Consider the following 14,229-nt stretch of genomic DNA (forward strand, 5'->3'; position numbering starts at 1 on the left):
AGGCACAACTTCCCTAGACTCACCCCATGGGCGCCTACCTCGACGACTACCGAGCGGTCGGCGTCATCATCCTGGTGGGCCTCGCACTGGCCGCCGGCATGCTGGGCGCCAACCGGTTGTTCCGCCCGACCGTCGCGGCGCGCGACAAGACCGTGACGTACGAGTCGGGCGTCGACCCGATCGGCGAGGGCTGGTCACAGTCCAACGTCCGCTACTTCGTCTACGCGTTCATGTACGTCATCTTCGCCGTCGACGCGGTCTTCCTGTTCCCGTGGGCCGTGGTGCTCGAGGACATCGGCAAGGCAGCGGCGGTCGAGATGGGCATCTTCATCGGAATCATCGTGGTGGGGCTGGTCTACGCGTGGCGCAAGGGAGTGCTGTCATGGACGCAATAGACCTGCCGATGCCGACCGTGGGCCTCGGCACGGCGATCGCGCCCAAGCCAGCGCGCTACATCCTCAACTGGGGGCGCAAGTACTCCTTGTGGGTGTTCAACTTCGGCCTCGCCTGCTGCGCCATCGAGTTCATCGCGACGTCGATGTCGCGGCATGACTTCATCCGGCTCGGCGTCATCCCGTTCGCGATGGGCCCGCGCCAGGCCGACCTGATGGTCGTCTCGGGCACCGTCACCGACAAGATGGCGCCCGCCATCAAGCGCCTCTACGACCAGATGCCCGAGCCCAAGTACGTCATCAGCTTCGGCTCCTGCGCCAACTCCGGCGGCCCCTACTGGGACTCCTACTCCGTCACCAAGGGTGTCGACCAGATCATCCCGGTCGACGTGTACGTGCCGGGCTGCCCGCCGCGACCGGAAGCACTGCTCAACGGCATCGTGACGCTGCAGAAGCAGATCGCCGGCGAGAATCTCGCCGACCGCTACAAGCGCTCGACCACGTCGCTGCTCAGCCCCAAGATCGAGCCGCCCGCATGACGTTGGCCGAGAATGCCTTCGGTCCACCTCATCGGGTGGTCGAGGTCGCCGAGTGGCATGACGCCATCGCCTCGCTCAGGAGCGACGGTTACACGTACTTCGACTGGCTCTCGGCCGTCGACGAGCATCCCGCGGGGTTCCGCCTCGTGGTGCACCTGGCGCGGCTCGAGCCGCTGGATCACCTGCTGCTGGTGACGTACGTCGGCCGCGAGTCGCCCGCCGTTGCCTCGATCGCGGATCTCTATGCGGGTGCGTCGTGGCACGAGCGCGAGACGCACGAGATGTTCGGCATCGACTTTGGTGCGCAGCCGCTGGACCCGTTGCTGCTGCCGGATGGTTTCGAGGGTCACCCGCTCCGCAAGGAGTTCGTGCTCGCCTCGCGGGTGGCCAAGCCGTGGCCCGGCGCCAAGGAGCCGGGGGAGAGCGATGCCGACTCGACCCATTCCCCGGGCCGTCGTCGCATCAAGCCCCCGGGCGTGCCCGAGCCGTCCGAATGGGGTCCCGAGCGCATCGAGCCCGATGAGGTCGCCGATGAATGACTTCCTCGAGGTCGTGCTCCGCTGCCTGCTGGTGCTCGGTGCGTTCATGACGCTGCCGCTGCTCGTCGGCCAGATGGAGCACAAGGGCATGGCGCACATGCAGAGCCGTGTCGGGCCGATGAAGGCGGGAGCGTTCCACGGCTGGGCGCAGCTGATCGCCGACGGCGTGAAGTTCGTGCAGAAGGAGAGCATCGTCCCGACCGCCGCCGACGGGCCGGTGTTTCGCCTCGCACCCGCCGTCGCGTTGGTGCCCTACCTCGTCGCAATGGTCGCGATCCCGCTCGGCCCGTTCTTCGGCCAGACCAGCCTGATCGGCGTCAATCTCGACCTGGGCCTGTTCTTCGTCCTCGCCGCCATGAGCGTCGGCGTGCTCGGCTCGCTGATGGGCGGTCTGGGCAGCGGCAACAAGTACTCCTACATCGGCGGTATGCGCGTCGCCGCGCAGCTGATGTCGTACGAGCTGCCGATGGTGCTCGCTGCAGCCAGCGTCGCCATGGCAGCGGGCTCGCTCTCGCTGGTCACGATCGCGAACGAGTGGGAGTGGTGGTGGCTCGCTGCGCAGCTGCCGGGTCTGGTCGTGTTCTTCACCGCCGGCCTCGCCGAGCTGCAGCGCCCGCCGTTCGACGCGCCGCTCGCCGACGCCGAGCTCGTCATGGGTCCCATCACCGAGTACGGCGGTATGCGCTTCGCGATGTTCCTGCTCGCCGAGTACGCCGGCATCGTCGTGCTCGCCGCCCTGACAACCGTTCTCTATCTCGGCGGCTGGGCCGGGCCGTGGTCCGACGACCTCGGCTGGTTGTGGTCGCTGCTCAAGATCTTCGCGGTGTCGTTCCTCGTGATCTGGGCCCGCGTCGCCTACCCGCGGCTGCGTGAGGACCAGGTCAACTCGCTGGCCTGGAAGGTCCTCGTGCCCCTCTCACTCCTCCAGCTCACGCTGACAACCTGTCTGGTGGTGCTCTGAGATGTTCGGATCAGGACTGCTCACGGGTCTACGGGTGACGATGCGCAACATGCTGCACCGCAGCGTGACGGCGCACTATCCCGATGTCGAGCCCGACCTGCCGCCGCGCAGCCGCGGTGTGATCGCCCTGCAGGAGGAGAACTGCACGTCCTGCATGCTCTGCGCCCGTGAGTGCCCGTCATGGTGCATCACGATCGACTCGCACAAGGAGACGATCCCGGCGGCGACGGAGGGCGGCAAGGACCGCAGCATCAACGTGCTCGACACGTTCGACATCGACTACTCGCTCTGCATGTACTGCAGCATCTGCATCGAGGTGTGCCCGTTCGATGCGTTGCACTGGTCGCCGGAGTTCGCGTATGCCGAGGGCGACATCGTCGACCTGACCCACGACATGAACAGGTTGCGTGAGTGGATGTGGACCGTACCCGCGCCGCCCGCGCTCGATGCCGGCGCCGAGACGTCCAAGGAGCTCGCGGCCTATCAAGCCAAGCTCGATGCGGAGGACGCCGCCGAGTGAGCGCCACCGAGATCCTGTTCCTCGTCTTCGCCGTCATCGCCGTCGGCTCGGCCGTGCTGGCGATGACCTCGAAGCAGCTCGTGCATTCCGCACTGTGGCTCGTCGTCACGCTGGGTGCGATCGCCGGTTGCTTCGTGCTGATGACTGCGGAGTTCGTCGCCTGGGTCCAGGTGCTGGTGTATGTCGGCTCGATCGTGGTCCTGGTGATCTTCGCGCTGATGATGACGCGGCAACCCGCGGCCGGTCCGTCGGCCGAGGTCACGGGCAACCGCTGGGCGGCCGCCGTGATCGGGCTGGTGGCAGCCGGTGGACTCGGCGCCACCGTGGTCGCCGGCTTCGAGGGTGAGCGCATCGAGGGCCAGCGGATCGGTACGGCGGGGTCGCTCGGCGATGCACTGTTCAACGACTGGGTGCTGGCGTTCGAGGTGCTCAGCCTCGTGCTCCTCGCGGCACTGATCGGCGCCATCGTCATCTCGCGAGCGGGATCCGATCGCTGATGCCACTCCTCTATCCGCTCGTGCTCGCTGCTGCGCTGTTCGGCATCGGCGTGTATGGCGTGCTGGCCCGTCGCAACGCCGTCCTGATGCTGCTCGGAGTCGAGCTGATGCTCAACGCCGTCAACCTCAACCTGGTGGCGTTCGATGCCTGGCACGGCGACGAGCTCCATACCGGCCAGGTGCTGACGCTGTTCACGATCGCGCTCGCTGCCGCCGAGATCGGCCTGGGGCTGGCGATCATCCTCACCCTGTTCCGCGCCGTGCGCACGATCGATGTCGACAAGGTCGGTGCCGAATGAAGCCCTTCGGTCGCTTCCCTTCCTCACGCGGCTCCGCCGCCAGGACATCGCGCTGGGTGTACGTCGCGGTCACAGCGGTCCTTGCCGTGGTGGTCGCGATCTGGGCGATCCCTGATCTTGGTGGCGGATACTTCGGCTACGCCGCCGCGGCGCCGGGATCCACGCCGCCAATGCCCGACCTGTCTCCCGACCTGTTCCTCTTCCCGGTGTCGGCGCAGATCGTGCTGCTCACGGTCGGTGTCGGGTTGCTGGTGCAGATCTATTCGACGGCCTACCTCGGCCACCACCCGCGCTACCGCTCGTACGCATTGATCATCATCCTGTTCCTCGTCGCGATGATCGCGGTCGTCGGCACGACCAACCTCTGGGTCCTCCTCGTGGGATGGGAGGTCATGGGCCTGTGCTCCTACCTCCTGATCGGGCACGAGTGGGAGACCGCGGAGGCGCGCGCCGGCGCCGCCAAGGCGTTCCTCATGACCCGCATCGCCGACCTCGGGCTGGTGATCGCGATCCTGGTGATCGGTCAGGCCTACGGGACGTACGACCTGCTCGGTGCCGAGCTCGCCGCCTCAGACGGCGGACCCAGGAGCTCGACCGCGATCGGGCTGCTGGTCCTGGTCGCCGTGGTGGGCAAGTCCGCCCAGTTCCCGCTCCACACTTGGCTGCCCGATGCGATGCCCGGTCCGACGCCGATCACGGCCCTGATCCACGCCGCCACCATGGTCGCCGCGGGGGTCTATCTCGCCGCGCGGATGCTCCCGTTCTATCGCGAGTCTGAGGTGGTGCTCGTGGCACTGGCCGTGATCGCGGGCATCACGATGCTGATGGGTGCGCTGTTCGCACTCGTGCAAGCCGACCTCAAGCGCGCGCTGGCATGGTCGACCGTCAGCCAGCTCGCGTTGATGTTCTCCGCGATCGCAGCCGGTGATCCCGGGGCCGGCACGGATCACCTGCTGGCCCATGGCGTGTTCAAGGCGCTGCTGTTCCTCGGCTGCGGCTGCATCATGCACGCGGTCGGCTCCAGCGCGCTCTCGGCAATGGGTGGTCTCCGCAAGGCGATGCCGGTGACGTTCGTCAGCATGACGATCGGGTTCGGGGCGCTCGCGGGACTCGTACCCACGGTCGGTTTCTTCACCAAGGACAGCGTCCTCGCCGCGCTGGAGCACGCGGCACAGGGCGACGCCGAGCTCCCGGCTGCGGTCGGCCAGGTGCTCTTCTACACGGCCCTCGCGACGACGTTCGTCACCGCGGCGTACGCCGCCCGGCTCTGGCTCACGACGTTCTTCGGCCCGGACTCATCCTCGCCGGTTGAACATGTCGAAGCCGAGGCGCCGCGGGCGATGCTGCTGCCGGTCGTGGTCCTCGCCGTCGCCACCTTCGCGCTGTCGGTCGGTCAGCCGGTCCACCTCGGCTTCGGGCTGTTGTCGACCGCGGTCGCCGTCTTTGCTGGCGGGGTCGTCGTGTACGCGTGGCGCAACCGAGGCGAGCTCGACATCGACGCACCACGGCTCTCCCGCGAGCTCGACCTCGACGAGCCCTACTCCCGCTGGATCCCGGCGATCACCCGAAGCGCCTCGCGGCTCGTGGTGGCGGTCGATCGTGACGGGGTCGACGCCTATCCCGCGGGAGGCGCCGCCGGCGCGCAGCTGGGATCGCGCCTGCTGGGCGTCCTCCAGTCGCGCAATGTGCAGCGCTACGCCACGGTGATGGCCGTCGGCGTCATCGCCATCGTGGCCGCAGGGGTGATCTGGACATGATCGTCGCTGCCCTCGCCGTGCCGTTCGGCCTCGGACTGCTGTTGCTGATCCTTCGCGGAGCCGTCCCCGGACGCGTCGCGGCCGTGTCGGGCAGTGTCGCGATGGCGGCGTCGCTGGTGCTGTACGCGCTGGTCTGGGAGGGCAGCACGGGAGTCTCCGGCGAGGTCGACTCGTCGTGGATCGAGCCCCTTGGTGCCCGCCTGCACCTCGGCGTCACCGACATCTCGTGGCCGTTCCTCCTGATGACGGCGCTGCTGGGCCTGCTGTGCTGCGTGTGGCTCGTCGCCGAGGACACCTCGCCCGCTCTCGTCGGCCTGGTCCTGATCATCAGCGCGTCGGCGCTCGGCGTGTTCAGCTCCCTCGACCTGCTGCTGTTCTTCGTGTTCTTCGAGCTCGCGCTGATCCCGATGTGGTTCGTCATCGCGTGGTGGGGCGACCCTTCGACAAGCTCAGGGAGCGGGGGGGACGAGGGCCGTCGTCGGGCGGCGACGCGGTTTCTGCTGTTCACTGTCACCGGATCGGCCCTGCTGCTGGTCGGCATCGTGGTGGTCGCCGCGCGGCCGCTCGGGACGCTGCAGATCCTCGACGTCGAGGACGCACCGCTGCTCGCCGCGGTGTTGATCGTCCTCGGATTTGCGGTCAAGACCCCCCTCGTACCCCTGCACACCTGGCTCCCCGATGCGCACAGCAAGGCGCCGACAGTCGGCTCGGTGCTCCTCGCCGGTGTCTTCCTCAAGCTGGGCACGTACGGGCTGATCCTGCTGGGTGCACGAATGATCCCCGACCAGTTCTCCAGGATCGCACCGTACGTCGCCGTGGCGGGAGTCGTCGGCATCGTCTGGTCGGCCCTGGCCTGCTACGCCCAGGACGACCTCAAGCGGCTCATCGCCTACTCGAGCATCGGACACATGGGCTTCGTGGCCCTGGCGATCTCGACCATGAGCGACGTCGGTCTCGCCGCCGCGGTGTTCGGCTCGGTGGCTCACGGGCTGATCACCGGCATGCTGTTCTTCGCCTCCGGGTCGGTCAAGGACAGGTTCGGCACCGCATCGATGGCCACGATCGGTCGCGGACTCTACGCCCGTACGCCGTGGCTCGCCGTGGCGTTCGTCTTCGCCGCGATCGCGAGCCTGGGGTTGCCGGGTCTCGCCGGGTTCTGGGGTGAGCTGCTGTCGCTGCGCGCCGCGTACGAGGTCGGCGACGTGCTGAGCAAGGGCAGCGCATGGACGCTTCTCGGGTTCGCGGTGCTCGGCATCGCGCTCACCACGGCCTACTTCGTCCGCGCCATCCGGCTCATCGCCCAGGGTGATCCGGTGCCACACGACGGCGACCGCGACCTCAACCGCCGCGAGGCCCTGGTGATGGGTGTCCTCGCGATCGGCATCGTCGCGCTCGGCGTCGCGCCGGGCCTGCTGGTCGGCCTGTATGAGGTGGCCGGATGAACATCCCCATCGACTGGGCGGTCGCCGGGCCCGCCACGATCCTCGCCGCCGGCGCCGTCATCGCGCTGCTGGTCGACGCGTTCTTCCCGCGCCGCACCTGGCTGGGTTCGGGCCTCCCCGCGACGGCGGCGCTCGTCGCGGCCGGACTTGAGCTGTTCCGGCTCCACGACGACGTGGGCCAGGGAACGTTCGCGCTGTCGCTGATCATCCTCGCCGGCTCGTTGTTCGTCGTCGTGGCGTCCAACGTCATGAACTTCGAGAACGCCATGCCGCCGGGGGAGTACCACTTCCTGCTGCTGAGCTCGGCGGCCGGCGCGCTGCTGATGGTCTCGGCCCGTGACTTGGTCACGCTGATCGTCTCGTTGGAGCTGTTGTCGCTCCCGTCGATCGCGCTGGTCGGGCTCCGGCACGGCGATCGGCGGGCGATCCGTTCGGCGTGGACGTTCTTCTTCGCTTCCGTCGTCGCCACGGCCGTGACGCTGATGGGCATCTCGCTGCTCTATGGTGCGGCCGGCACGCTCGACTACGAGGGCCTCTCGGTCGGTTTGCAGACCACCGAGGTCCCGCACTCGGTGGTCACCGTGGCCGTGCTGCTGACCATCATCGGCCTGCTGTTCAAGCTCGGCGCGGTGCCGTTCCACATGTGGATCCCGGACGCCTACCTCGGTGCGCCGATCCTGGTCGCGGGTTTCCTGTCGTCGGTCTCCAAGGCGGCTTCGATCGGCGCACTGATGATCGTGCTCGAGGCGGCGCTGCCGAGCGCGTACGGCACGTGGTCCGCCCTCGTCGCCGTGGTCGCCGCGGCATCCATGACGATCGGCAACGTCGGCGCGCTCCGCCAGTCGAACGCGGTCGGCCTGCTGGCGTGGTCATCGGTCGCGCAGGCGGGTTTCCTGCTCGCGCCGGTGGCCGTCTCGGGCAGCATCGGGTCACAGGCTGCGCTGCAGTATCTCGCCGCGTACGTTCTCGCCAACCTCGTCGCGTTCGCCGCCCTCGCCGTGGTGCTCCGGCTGCGCGGAAGCACCGACTACGACGAGCTGCGCGGGCTCGCCCGTACGGATCCGCCGACCGGCATCCCGCTCGTGCTGGCGGCCCTGACGCTCGCCGGGTTCCCGCCCGCGATCATCGGCCTGGTCACGAAGTACGTCGTGATCCAGCCGGTCATCGAGGCCGACAAGACCTGGCTCGCCGTCGTGATGGCGGTCAACGTGATGCTCGGCCTCGCCTACTGCCTGCGGCTTGTCGCGGTGCTGTTCGACAAGCCGCAGGGTGAGGCGTACGTCAGCCCGTCCCCGCCGTTCTCCGTGCGCATCGCCAAGGCAGTCGTCATCCTCGGCGCCCTCGGCATCGTGGCACTCAGCGCCTGGCCCGCCCTGCTGTTGTCGAACCTGCCCTAGCCCCCGCGATTTGTGACCTTACGTACGTCATCGGGCGTCTTTGACGCCTCGAAGGTCACAAATCGCGGTCGGTGCGGGTCTAGCGGGCGAGGTCGCGGCTGATGACGAGGCGTTGGATCTGGTTGGTGCCTTCGAAGATCTGCATGACCTTGGCCTCGCGCATGTAGCGTTCGACGGGGAAGTCGCGGGTGTATCCGGCTCCGCCGAGGACCTGGACGGCGTCGGTGGTGACCTTCATGGCGTTGTCGGTGCAGACGAGCTTGGCGATCGATGCCTGGCGGCTGTATTTGTGGCCGGCGTCCTTCATGCGGGCTGCGGCGAGGTAGGTCGCCCGGGCTGACTCGACGGCGGCGGCCATGTCGGCGAGCACGAAGCCGAGGCCCTGGTGGTCGATGATCGCCTTGCCGAAGGTCTCGCGCTCCTTGGCGTACGTCACGGCGGCGTCGAGTGCACCCTGCGCCAGGCCCGTGGCCACGGCAGCGATGCCGAGGCGTCCCGCGTCGAGGCCCGCCAGTGCGATCGGCAGCCCCTGCCCCTCGTCGCCGAGTCGACGCTCGACCGGGATGCGTACGTTGTCGAACAGCATCGTGGCGGTCGTCGAGCCCATCAGGCCCATCTTCTGCTCCGGTGTGTCGGCCGTCAGCCCTTCGGTGTCGGCGGGCACCAGGAAGCACGAGATGCCGCGACCACCATCATCTGATGTGCGGGCCATGACCTTGTAGAAGTCGGCATGTCCGCCATGGGTCGTCCAGGCCTTGGCGCCGTTGATGACGTACGAGTCACCGTCGCGGACCGCCTTGGTACGCATCGCCGCCGGATCGGAGCCGGCATGTGACTCCGACAGGCAGTAGGCGCCGAGCTGTTCGCCCGACAGCATCGAAGGCAGCCAGTCCTGCTTCTGCTTGTCGGTGCCGGCGGTGAACAGTCCGAAGCACGACAGTGCATGCACCGAGGTGCCGACGCCGACCGACGCCCATGCGGCGCCGATCTCCTCCAGCACCTGCAGGTAGACCTCGTACGGTTGCCCGCCCCCGCCGTACTCCTCGGGATAGGGCAGGGACAGCAGTCCCGCTCGGCCCAGGGTGCGGAACACCTCCCGCGGAAACTCCGCCGTAGCCTCCGCCTCCGCCGCCCTCGGGGCGAGCTCCTTGGCGACGATCTCGCGGGTCAACGCGATGAGGTGCTCTGACTCCTCGGTCGGCATCAGGCGTGTTGCGGGCACGGTCAGCTCGCCAGCTTCGACAGTCGTCCGATGATCTCGTCGGCCTCGGTCACGATCCGGGTGACCAGATCCCCGGCAGACGGGATGTCGTCGATGATGCCCTGGACCATGCCGACCGACCAGACGCCGGCCTCGGGATCGCCGAGCTCGTAGACGGTCTTGCCACGCTTGCCCGAGACGAGGTCCTGGACCTGGTCGAACTGGCCGCCGTCGTTGAGGATCTCCACGACCTCGCGGCTCACGGAGTTGCGGGCCACGCGAGCGGTGTTGCCGAGCGTACGGAAGATCAGCTCGGTGTCCTGCTCGCTGGCGTCGACGATCGACTGCTTGATGTCGTGGTGGATCGGCGACTCGGTGGTGCACATGAACCGGGTGCCCATGTTGATGCCGTCGGCGCCCAGCGCCAGTGCCGCGACGAGCCCGCGGGCATCGGCGAAGCCGCCGGAGGCGATCATCGGGATCTCGATGTGCTTGGCCGCGGCCGGGATCAGCACGAGTCCGGGGATGTCGTCCTCGCCCGGGTGGCCGGCGCACTCGAAGCCGTCGATGCTGATGCCGTCGACGCCCAGGCTCTGCGCCTTGATCGCATGGCGCACGCTGGTGCACTTGTGCAGCACCTTGATGCCCGCGTCGTGGAACTGCGCCATGTGCGGCCCGGGGTTGGATCCCGCGGTCTCGACGATCGAGACGCCCTCGTCGACGATGACCTTGCGGTACTCGTCGTACGGCGGCGGGTTGATCGTCGGCAGGATCGTCAGGTTGACGCCGAACGGCTTGTCGGTCATCTCGCGCGTACGGGCGATCTCCTTCGCCAGGTCACCCGGCGTCGGCTGCGTCAACGCCGTGATCATGCCGAGACCACCTGCGTTGGAGACGGCAGCGACGAGCTCGGCGACGCCGACCCACTGCATGCCGCCCTGGACGATCGGGTGCTCGACCCCGAAGGCCTCGGTGAACTTCGTCTTCATCGGGGAGCCATCCGGATAGCGCCATCCAGGCGGATGACCTCACCGTTGAGCATCGGGTTGGCCACGATGTGCGCTGCGAGAGCGCCGAACTCGACCGGGTCGCCGAGGCGGCTCGGGTGTGGCACCTGGTTGCCGAGTGAAGTCTTGGCCTCCTCGGGCAATGAAGCGAGCAGCGGGGTGTTGAACAGGCCCGGAGCGATCGTCATGACACGGATGTTGAGGCTCGCGAGGTCGCGGGCGATCGGCAAGGTCATGCCGACGACGCCGCCCTTCGACGCGGAATAGGCGGCCTGGCCGATCTGGCCGTCGAACGCAGCGACCGACGCGGTGTTGATGATGACGCCGCGCTCCTCGCCAATCGGCTCTAGCTGGGAAATGCGCTCGGCACCGAGGCGGACCACGTTGAACGTTCCGATCAGGTTGATGTCGATGATCCGCTTGAACGAGTCGAGGGGGTAGGCGCCCTTCTTGCCCACGGTCTTGATCGCGTCACCCGTACCAGCGCAGTTGACGACGACTCGCAGGTCACCGAGCTCCGCAGCAATGTCCAGCACGCCGGCGACGGCGGCCTCATCGCGTACGTCGGCTGGTGCGAACCGTACGACGTCACCGAGGCGCTTTGCGACCTCTTCACCCGGCGATCCGGGAAGGTCGAGGATGACGACCTTCGCGCCGGCGGCGACGAGGGCCTCGGTGGTGGCGAGGCCGAGGCCGGAGGCGCCGCCCGTGACGAGGGCAACAGAGTTGGTGACGTCCATGTGATCGCTTTCTAGTGGGGGTTGTGGAGGAGGATCTGCCGGGTCAGGATCTTCAGCTTTTCGATGTGGGAGGCCATCGTTTGTGGTCGGTGGTCAAAGGCGGTCGTGAGGGCAATGCCGCGGAGACTGGTGTGAACCATGTCCCGTGCCAGCGGGTAGAGAGGGTGTGCGGCCAGCACGGGTCCAAAGAACGTGTCAGTTGACCTGCGGATCAGTGCACCGAGTTGCTGCTCGGCTGGTAACAGCTCATGGCGAAGCTCTTGGTGCGAGCGTGCCGCAATCCACAGCTCGGTGGCTGCCCAGAAATAGGGCTGCCCATACGTCGCCCCCATCGTGTCGATCGCCGCGTTGATCCGCTCCGCTGGGTCGCTGGGCCACTCGGTGCGGCCGAAAGTCTCGTGCATCCGTTCTGTGGCGAGGTGGTGCGCAGCAGCGAGCAGAAGCACGTCCCGGGACGGGAAGTGGTGCAGCAGGCGGCCTCGAGTCACGCCAGCCTTCTCCTGAATTCTCAGGGTCGTCGCCTGCGCGAAGCCTTCGTCAACTAGGACGCTGACTGCCGCGTCGAGGATGCGACGGCGGACCTCGACGCTTCTTTCCTGTCGCCCCCGCGCGTCTGTGGAACGGAGCTCGCTGGCAATCACGTCAGGCAGCGTACGACGCAGTCCGAGACCGGTCAACTCTGACTGGTTTGGGCCATGGCGCCACAAATTAAATCGTTGCGGAGGCTTGACGAGGAGTGTGAGGGCGGTCACTATGTCTCTGTACTGATCAGTCGGTATACAAGGAGACCACGTGACGAACACGACGAAGACACCGACCGTGGCCGCGGTGCGGCGGAGGCTGTTGTCAGGCGACCAGGGCTACATCGTTGGTGGTCTTTTGCTGCTCATCATCCTGGTAGCTTCGGTCACCTTGGACTCATTCGGTTCAACGACCAATCTGCTGAATGCTGCGAGGAGTGCGTCCACTCTCGGCATCCTCGCCATAGGGATGACCGTCGTGGTCATCTCGCGCGGGCTGGACCTGTCCGTAGTCATGACCATGGGCGTGACATCAGCTTTTGTCGTTCAGTACGTCGTCAACGGGAATGCCGAGCTTGCGGGCCTCATGTGGGCCTTCGTCATCGCATTGATGCTCGGGTTGGTGAACGGCGTGCTTGTTGCCTATGTGGAGATTCCGGCACTGTTCGTGACCCTCGCCACCGCGCTCCTGTACCTCGGCATCTTCCGGATGGCGTACTTGAAGACTGAAATCATGACCGTGCCGTCAGAGGCGCATTTCATGCGCTGGCTGGGTCGGGACTCCGTCATCGGCGTGCCTAACCCTGTGTGGCTCTTTGCTTTGTCAGCTGGCCTCGTCGGATGGTTGCTCTCGCGAAATCTCGGCCGCTATCTGTACGCGCTCGGCGACAATCCTGAGGCGGCCAGACTCGCTGGACTTCCAGTCCGACCTCTGACGGTCTTCACATACCTGGTGTCCGCGGTCGCGGGATTCGTTGGCGGCATCTCATTGGTCTCGGTCTCAGGCTCGGTTGACCTGCGCACCGTTGCGGCCGGCACGCTCCTCTACGACGTCGTGGCCGTCGTGGTGATCGGTGGCGTGAGTCTCGCTGGCGGGCGGGGATCGATTGGTGGGGTCGTGTGCGCCGCTCTCCTCATTGGTGTCATCGGCAACGTGATGACCCTCCTCAACTTCGACACGATTCAGCAGGCACTGGCGAAGGCGGTGATCGTGATGTTCGCGATCGTGCTTGACAGCGTTCTGCACCCACGTGACGAAGAGACCGCTCGGGTCGGCGAACTCTAAAACAGGCGCATCGCGTCCCTAGAAGAAGGAAATGACATGACACGGAAAATTGGCGCGCTGCGCTTGGCCGTATGGCTGGCGGTCAGCGTGGTCGCAATCAGTGCGTGCACAAGCGGGTCCGGCGGGGGAAATTCCAGCAGCTCTGACGGGTCCGGCGGCCTGCCTGCAGTCTCGACGCCTGGAAAAGTGATCACCCAGACGCTGGAGAACGTCAAGGGCAAGAAGGTTCGTATGGTCCTTCTGAGCGATGCGAACGCGCTTCAGCAGTCATGGATCGACCGCGCCAAGATTGGATTCGACGAGTCGGGTGTCGACTTCGAATACACCGTTTCAAACTACGACAACCAAGTCCTGGCACAGCAGGTCCAGACTGTTATCGACCAGAAGGCCGATGCGCTCATCGTCCAGAACTCGGACGTCTCAGGACTCGCGAGCCTCATCAAGAAGGCGCAAGACGCGGGCATCTACGTCATCGTCCTGAACCTGGGCTCCAACGCCCAAAGTGATGCATTCGTTGGTCCGAACTGGGACGGAATGTCAGCAAAACTGGCCACCCGCGTCGCCGATGACTGCACGAAGAAGGGCAACAAGGAAGTTGCCATCATCTCTGGATTCGGCTCAGACAGCGGATCGGTTCTTGCCGTGCAGGGCGCCACGCGCGTCTTCAAGGACAAGGGCATGAAGATCGTCGCCACGCAGCCCGGTCAGTACGACCCCAGCAAGGCAGGCGACGTGGCGCGAACTCTGCTGCAACAGAACCCCAACCTCTGTGCCTTCCTGGGTAACTGGGACGGAATGATGCTTGGCGTCTCGAAGGTCGTCCACGACGCAGGCAAAGACGGCGACATCGGGGTCTACACCATGGACTCCAGCATCGGTGCTTGCAAGGCGATCAGTGAGGGAACTCTGACGGCTGCCGTGAACTACGGCGGCGGTACGGCGATGGGCGACTCCGCTGTTGCCATCACGCAGTACCTGATGCAGGGCGGAGTGAAGGCCGGTTCGAGCAAGACTGCCGTTTTCACCGCCACGACCATCATCGACAAGTCGAACGCTGACGAGCCGGGATCGTGCTACGACACGCCGCCCGGTTGGTCAAAGAAGTAGTCCGACTCATCCAATCGAGGAGATC

15 protein-coding genes and 1 pseudogene are annotated in these 14,229 nt (G+C 66.5%); 12 read left to right on the top strand and 4 right to left on the bottom strand.

The annotated features are described in order from the left end of the window. Positions 1–26 precede the first annotated feature (26 nt). The 10 genes and pseudogenes from ABD683_RS10885 to ABD683_RS10930 all read left to right on the top strand — a co-directional run bounded on the left by ABD683_RS10885 (position 27) and on the right by ABD683_RS10930 (position 8,343). Entirely contained in the window at positions 27–395 is a 369-nt protein-coding gene (locus tag ABD683_RS10885) for an NADH-quinone oxidoreductase subunit A (protein WP_344769888.1), read from the top strand. Further along, positions 383–931: an NADH-quinone oxidoreductase subunit B gene (locus tag ABD683_RS10890; RefSeq protein ID WP_425548497.1), complete on the top strand. Its 549-nt coding sequence runs from the start codon at positions 383–385 to the stop codon at positions 929–931. Before ABD683_RS10885 ends, ABD683_RS10890 begins: the two co-directional genes overlap by 13 nt. Further along, entirely contained in the window at positions 928–1,470 is a 543-nt protein-coding gene (locus ABD683_RS10895) for an NADH-quinone oxidoreductase subunit C (RefSeq protein ID WP_344769890.1), read from the top strand. Before ABD683_RS10890 ends, ABD683_RS10895 begins: the two co-directional genes overlap by 4 nt. Beyond that, positions 1,463–2,431, top strand: coding sequence for a complex I subunit 1/NuoH family protein (locus ABD683_RS10900; protein WP_344769892.1), 969 nt, complete (start codon positions 1,463–1,465; stop codon positions 2,429–2,431). Before ABD683_RS10895 ends, ABD683_RS10900 begins: the two co-directional genes overlap by 8 nt. A gap of 118 nt (positions 2,432–2,549) precedes the next feature. Further along, a pseudogene (locus ABD683_RS10905) lies at positions 2,550–2,777 on the top strand (4Fe-4S binding protein); the annotation flags it as partial. Between the two features lie 170 nt (positions 2,778–2,947). After that, complete coding sequence (locus tag ABD683_RS10910; RefSeq protein ID WP_344769894.1) at positions 2,948–3,448, top strand: NADH-quinone oxidoreductase subunit J family protein; 501 nt, start codon at positions 2,948–2,950, stop codon at positions 3,446–3,448. After that, positions 3,448–3,747: an NADH-quinone oxidoreductase subunit NuoK gene (gene nuoK, locus ABD683_RS10915; protein WP_344769895.1), complete on the top strand. Its 300-nt coding sequence runs from the start codon at positions 3,448–3,450 to the stop codon at positions 3,745–3,747. The genes ABD683_RS10910 and nuoK overlap by 1 nt, the downstream gene beginning before the upstream one ends. Further along, positions 3,744–5,504 carry an NADH-quinone oxidoreductase subunit 5 family protein gene (locus tag ABD683_RS10920; protein WP_344769897.1) on the top strand — a complete coding sequence of 587 codons (1,761 nt, stop codon included), beginning with the start codon at positions 3,744–3,746 and terminating at the stop codon, positions 5,502–5,504. The genes nuoK and ABD683_RS10920 overlap by 4 nt, the downstream gene beginning before the upstream one ends. Then, entirely contained in the window at positions 5,501–6,946 is a 1,446-nt protein-coding gene (locus tag ABD683_RS10925) for a complex I subunit 4 family protein (RefSeq protein ID WP_344769899.1), read from the top strand. Before ABD683_RS10920 ends, ABD683_RS10925 begins: the two co-directional genes overlap by 4 nt. Then, positions 6,943–8,343: an NADH-quinone oxidoreductase subunit N gene (locus ABD683_RS10930; protein WP_344769901.1), complete on the top strand. Its 1,401-nt coding sequence runs from the start codon at positions 6,943–6,945 to the stop codon at positions 8,341–8,343. Before ABD683_RS10925 ends, ABD683_RS10930 begins: the two co-directional genes overlap by 4 nt. Positions 8,344–8,422: 79 nt before the next feature. Here ABD683_RS10930 and ABD683_RS10935 read toward each other — a convergent pair whose 3' ends face one another. Genes ABD683_RS10935 through ABD683_RS10950 form a run of 4 tightly spaced genes read right to left on the bottom strand, consistent with a single transcriptional unit; the run spans position 8,423 to position 11,932 of the window. Further along, positions 8,423–9,565, bottom strand: coding sequence for an acyl-CoA dehydrogenase family protein (locus ABD683_RS10935; protein ID WP_344769902.1), 1,143 nt, complete (start codon positions 9,563–9,565; stop codon positions 8,423–8,425). A 2-nt stretch (positions 9,566–9,567) separates the two neighbouring features. Then, positions 9,568–10,533, bottom strand: a complete 966-nt coding sequence (locus ABD683_RS10940) for an NAD(P)H-dependent flavin oxidoreductase (protein ID WP_344769903.1) — start codon at positions 10,531–10,533, stop codon at positions 9,568–9,570. Beyond that, a complete protein-coding gene (locus tag ABD683_RS10945) occupies positions 10,530–11,291 on the bottom strand; it encodes a 3-hydroxyacyl-CoA dehydrogenase (RefSeq protein WP_344769905.1) in 762 nt (253 codons plus the stop codon). Before ABD683_RS10945 ends, ABD683_RS10940 begins: the two co-directional genes overlap by 4 nt. 11 nt (positions 11,292–11,302) lie before the next feature. Then, positions 11,303–11,932 (bottom strand): TetR/AcrR family transcriptional regulator, encoded by a 630-nt coding sequence (locus ABD683_RS10950; RefSeq protein ID WP_344769907.1) that lies wholly within the window; start codon positions 11,930–11,932, stop codon positions 11,303–11,305. 151 nt (positions 11,933–12,083) lie between these two features. Here ABD683_RS10950 and ABD683_RS10955 point away from each other — a divergent pair, with 151 nt between their 5' ends. Together ABD683_RS10955 and ABD683_RS10960 are read left to right on the top strand one after the other, a co-directional pair. Next, entirely contained in the window at positions 12,084–13,097 is a 1,014-nt protein-coding gene (locus ABD683_RS10955; protein ID WP_344769909.1) for an ABC transporter permease, read from the top strand. A 36-nt stretch (positions 13,098–13,133) separates the two neighbouring features. Then, a complete protein-coding gene (locus ABD683_RS10960) occupies positions 13,134–14,204 on the top strand; it encodes a sugar ABC transporter substrate-binding protein (protein WP_344769911.1) in 1,071 nt (356 codons plus the stop codon). The last annotated feature ends 25 nt before the right edge of the window (positions 14,205–14,229 follow it).

Origin of the sequence: Aeromicrobium panaciterrae, assembly GCF_039537165.1 — a bacterium.
GTDB lineage: Bacteria > Actinomycetota > Actinomycetes > Propionibacteriales > Nocardioidaceae > Aeromicrobium > Aeromicrobium panaciterrae.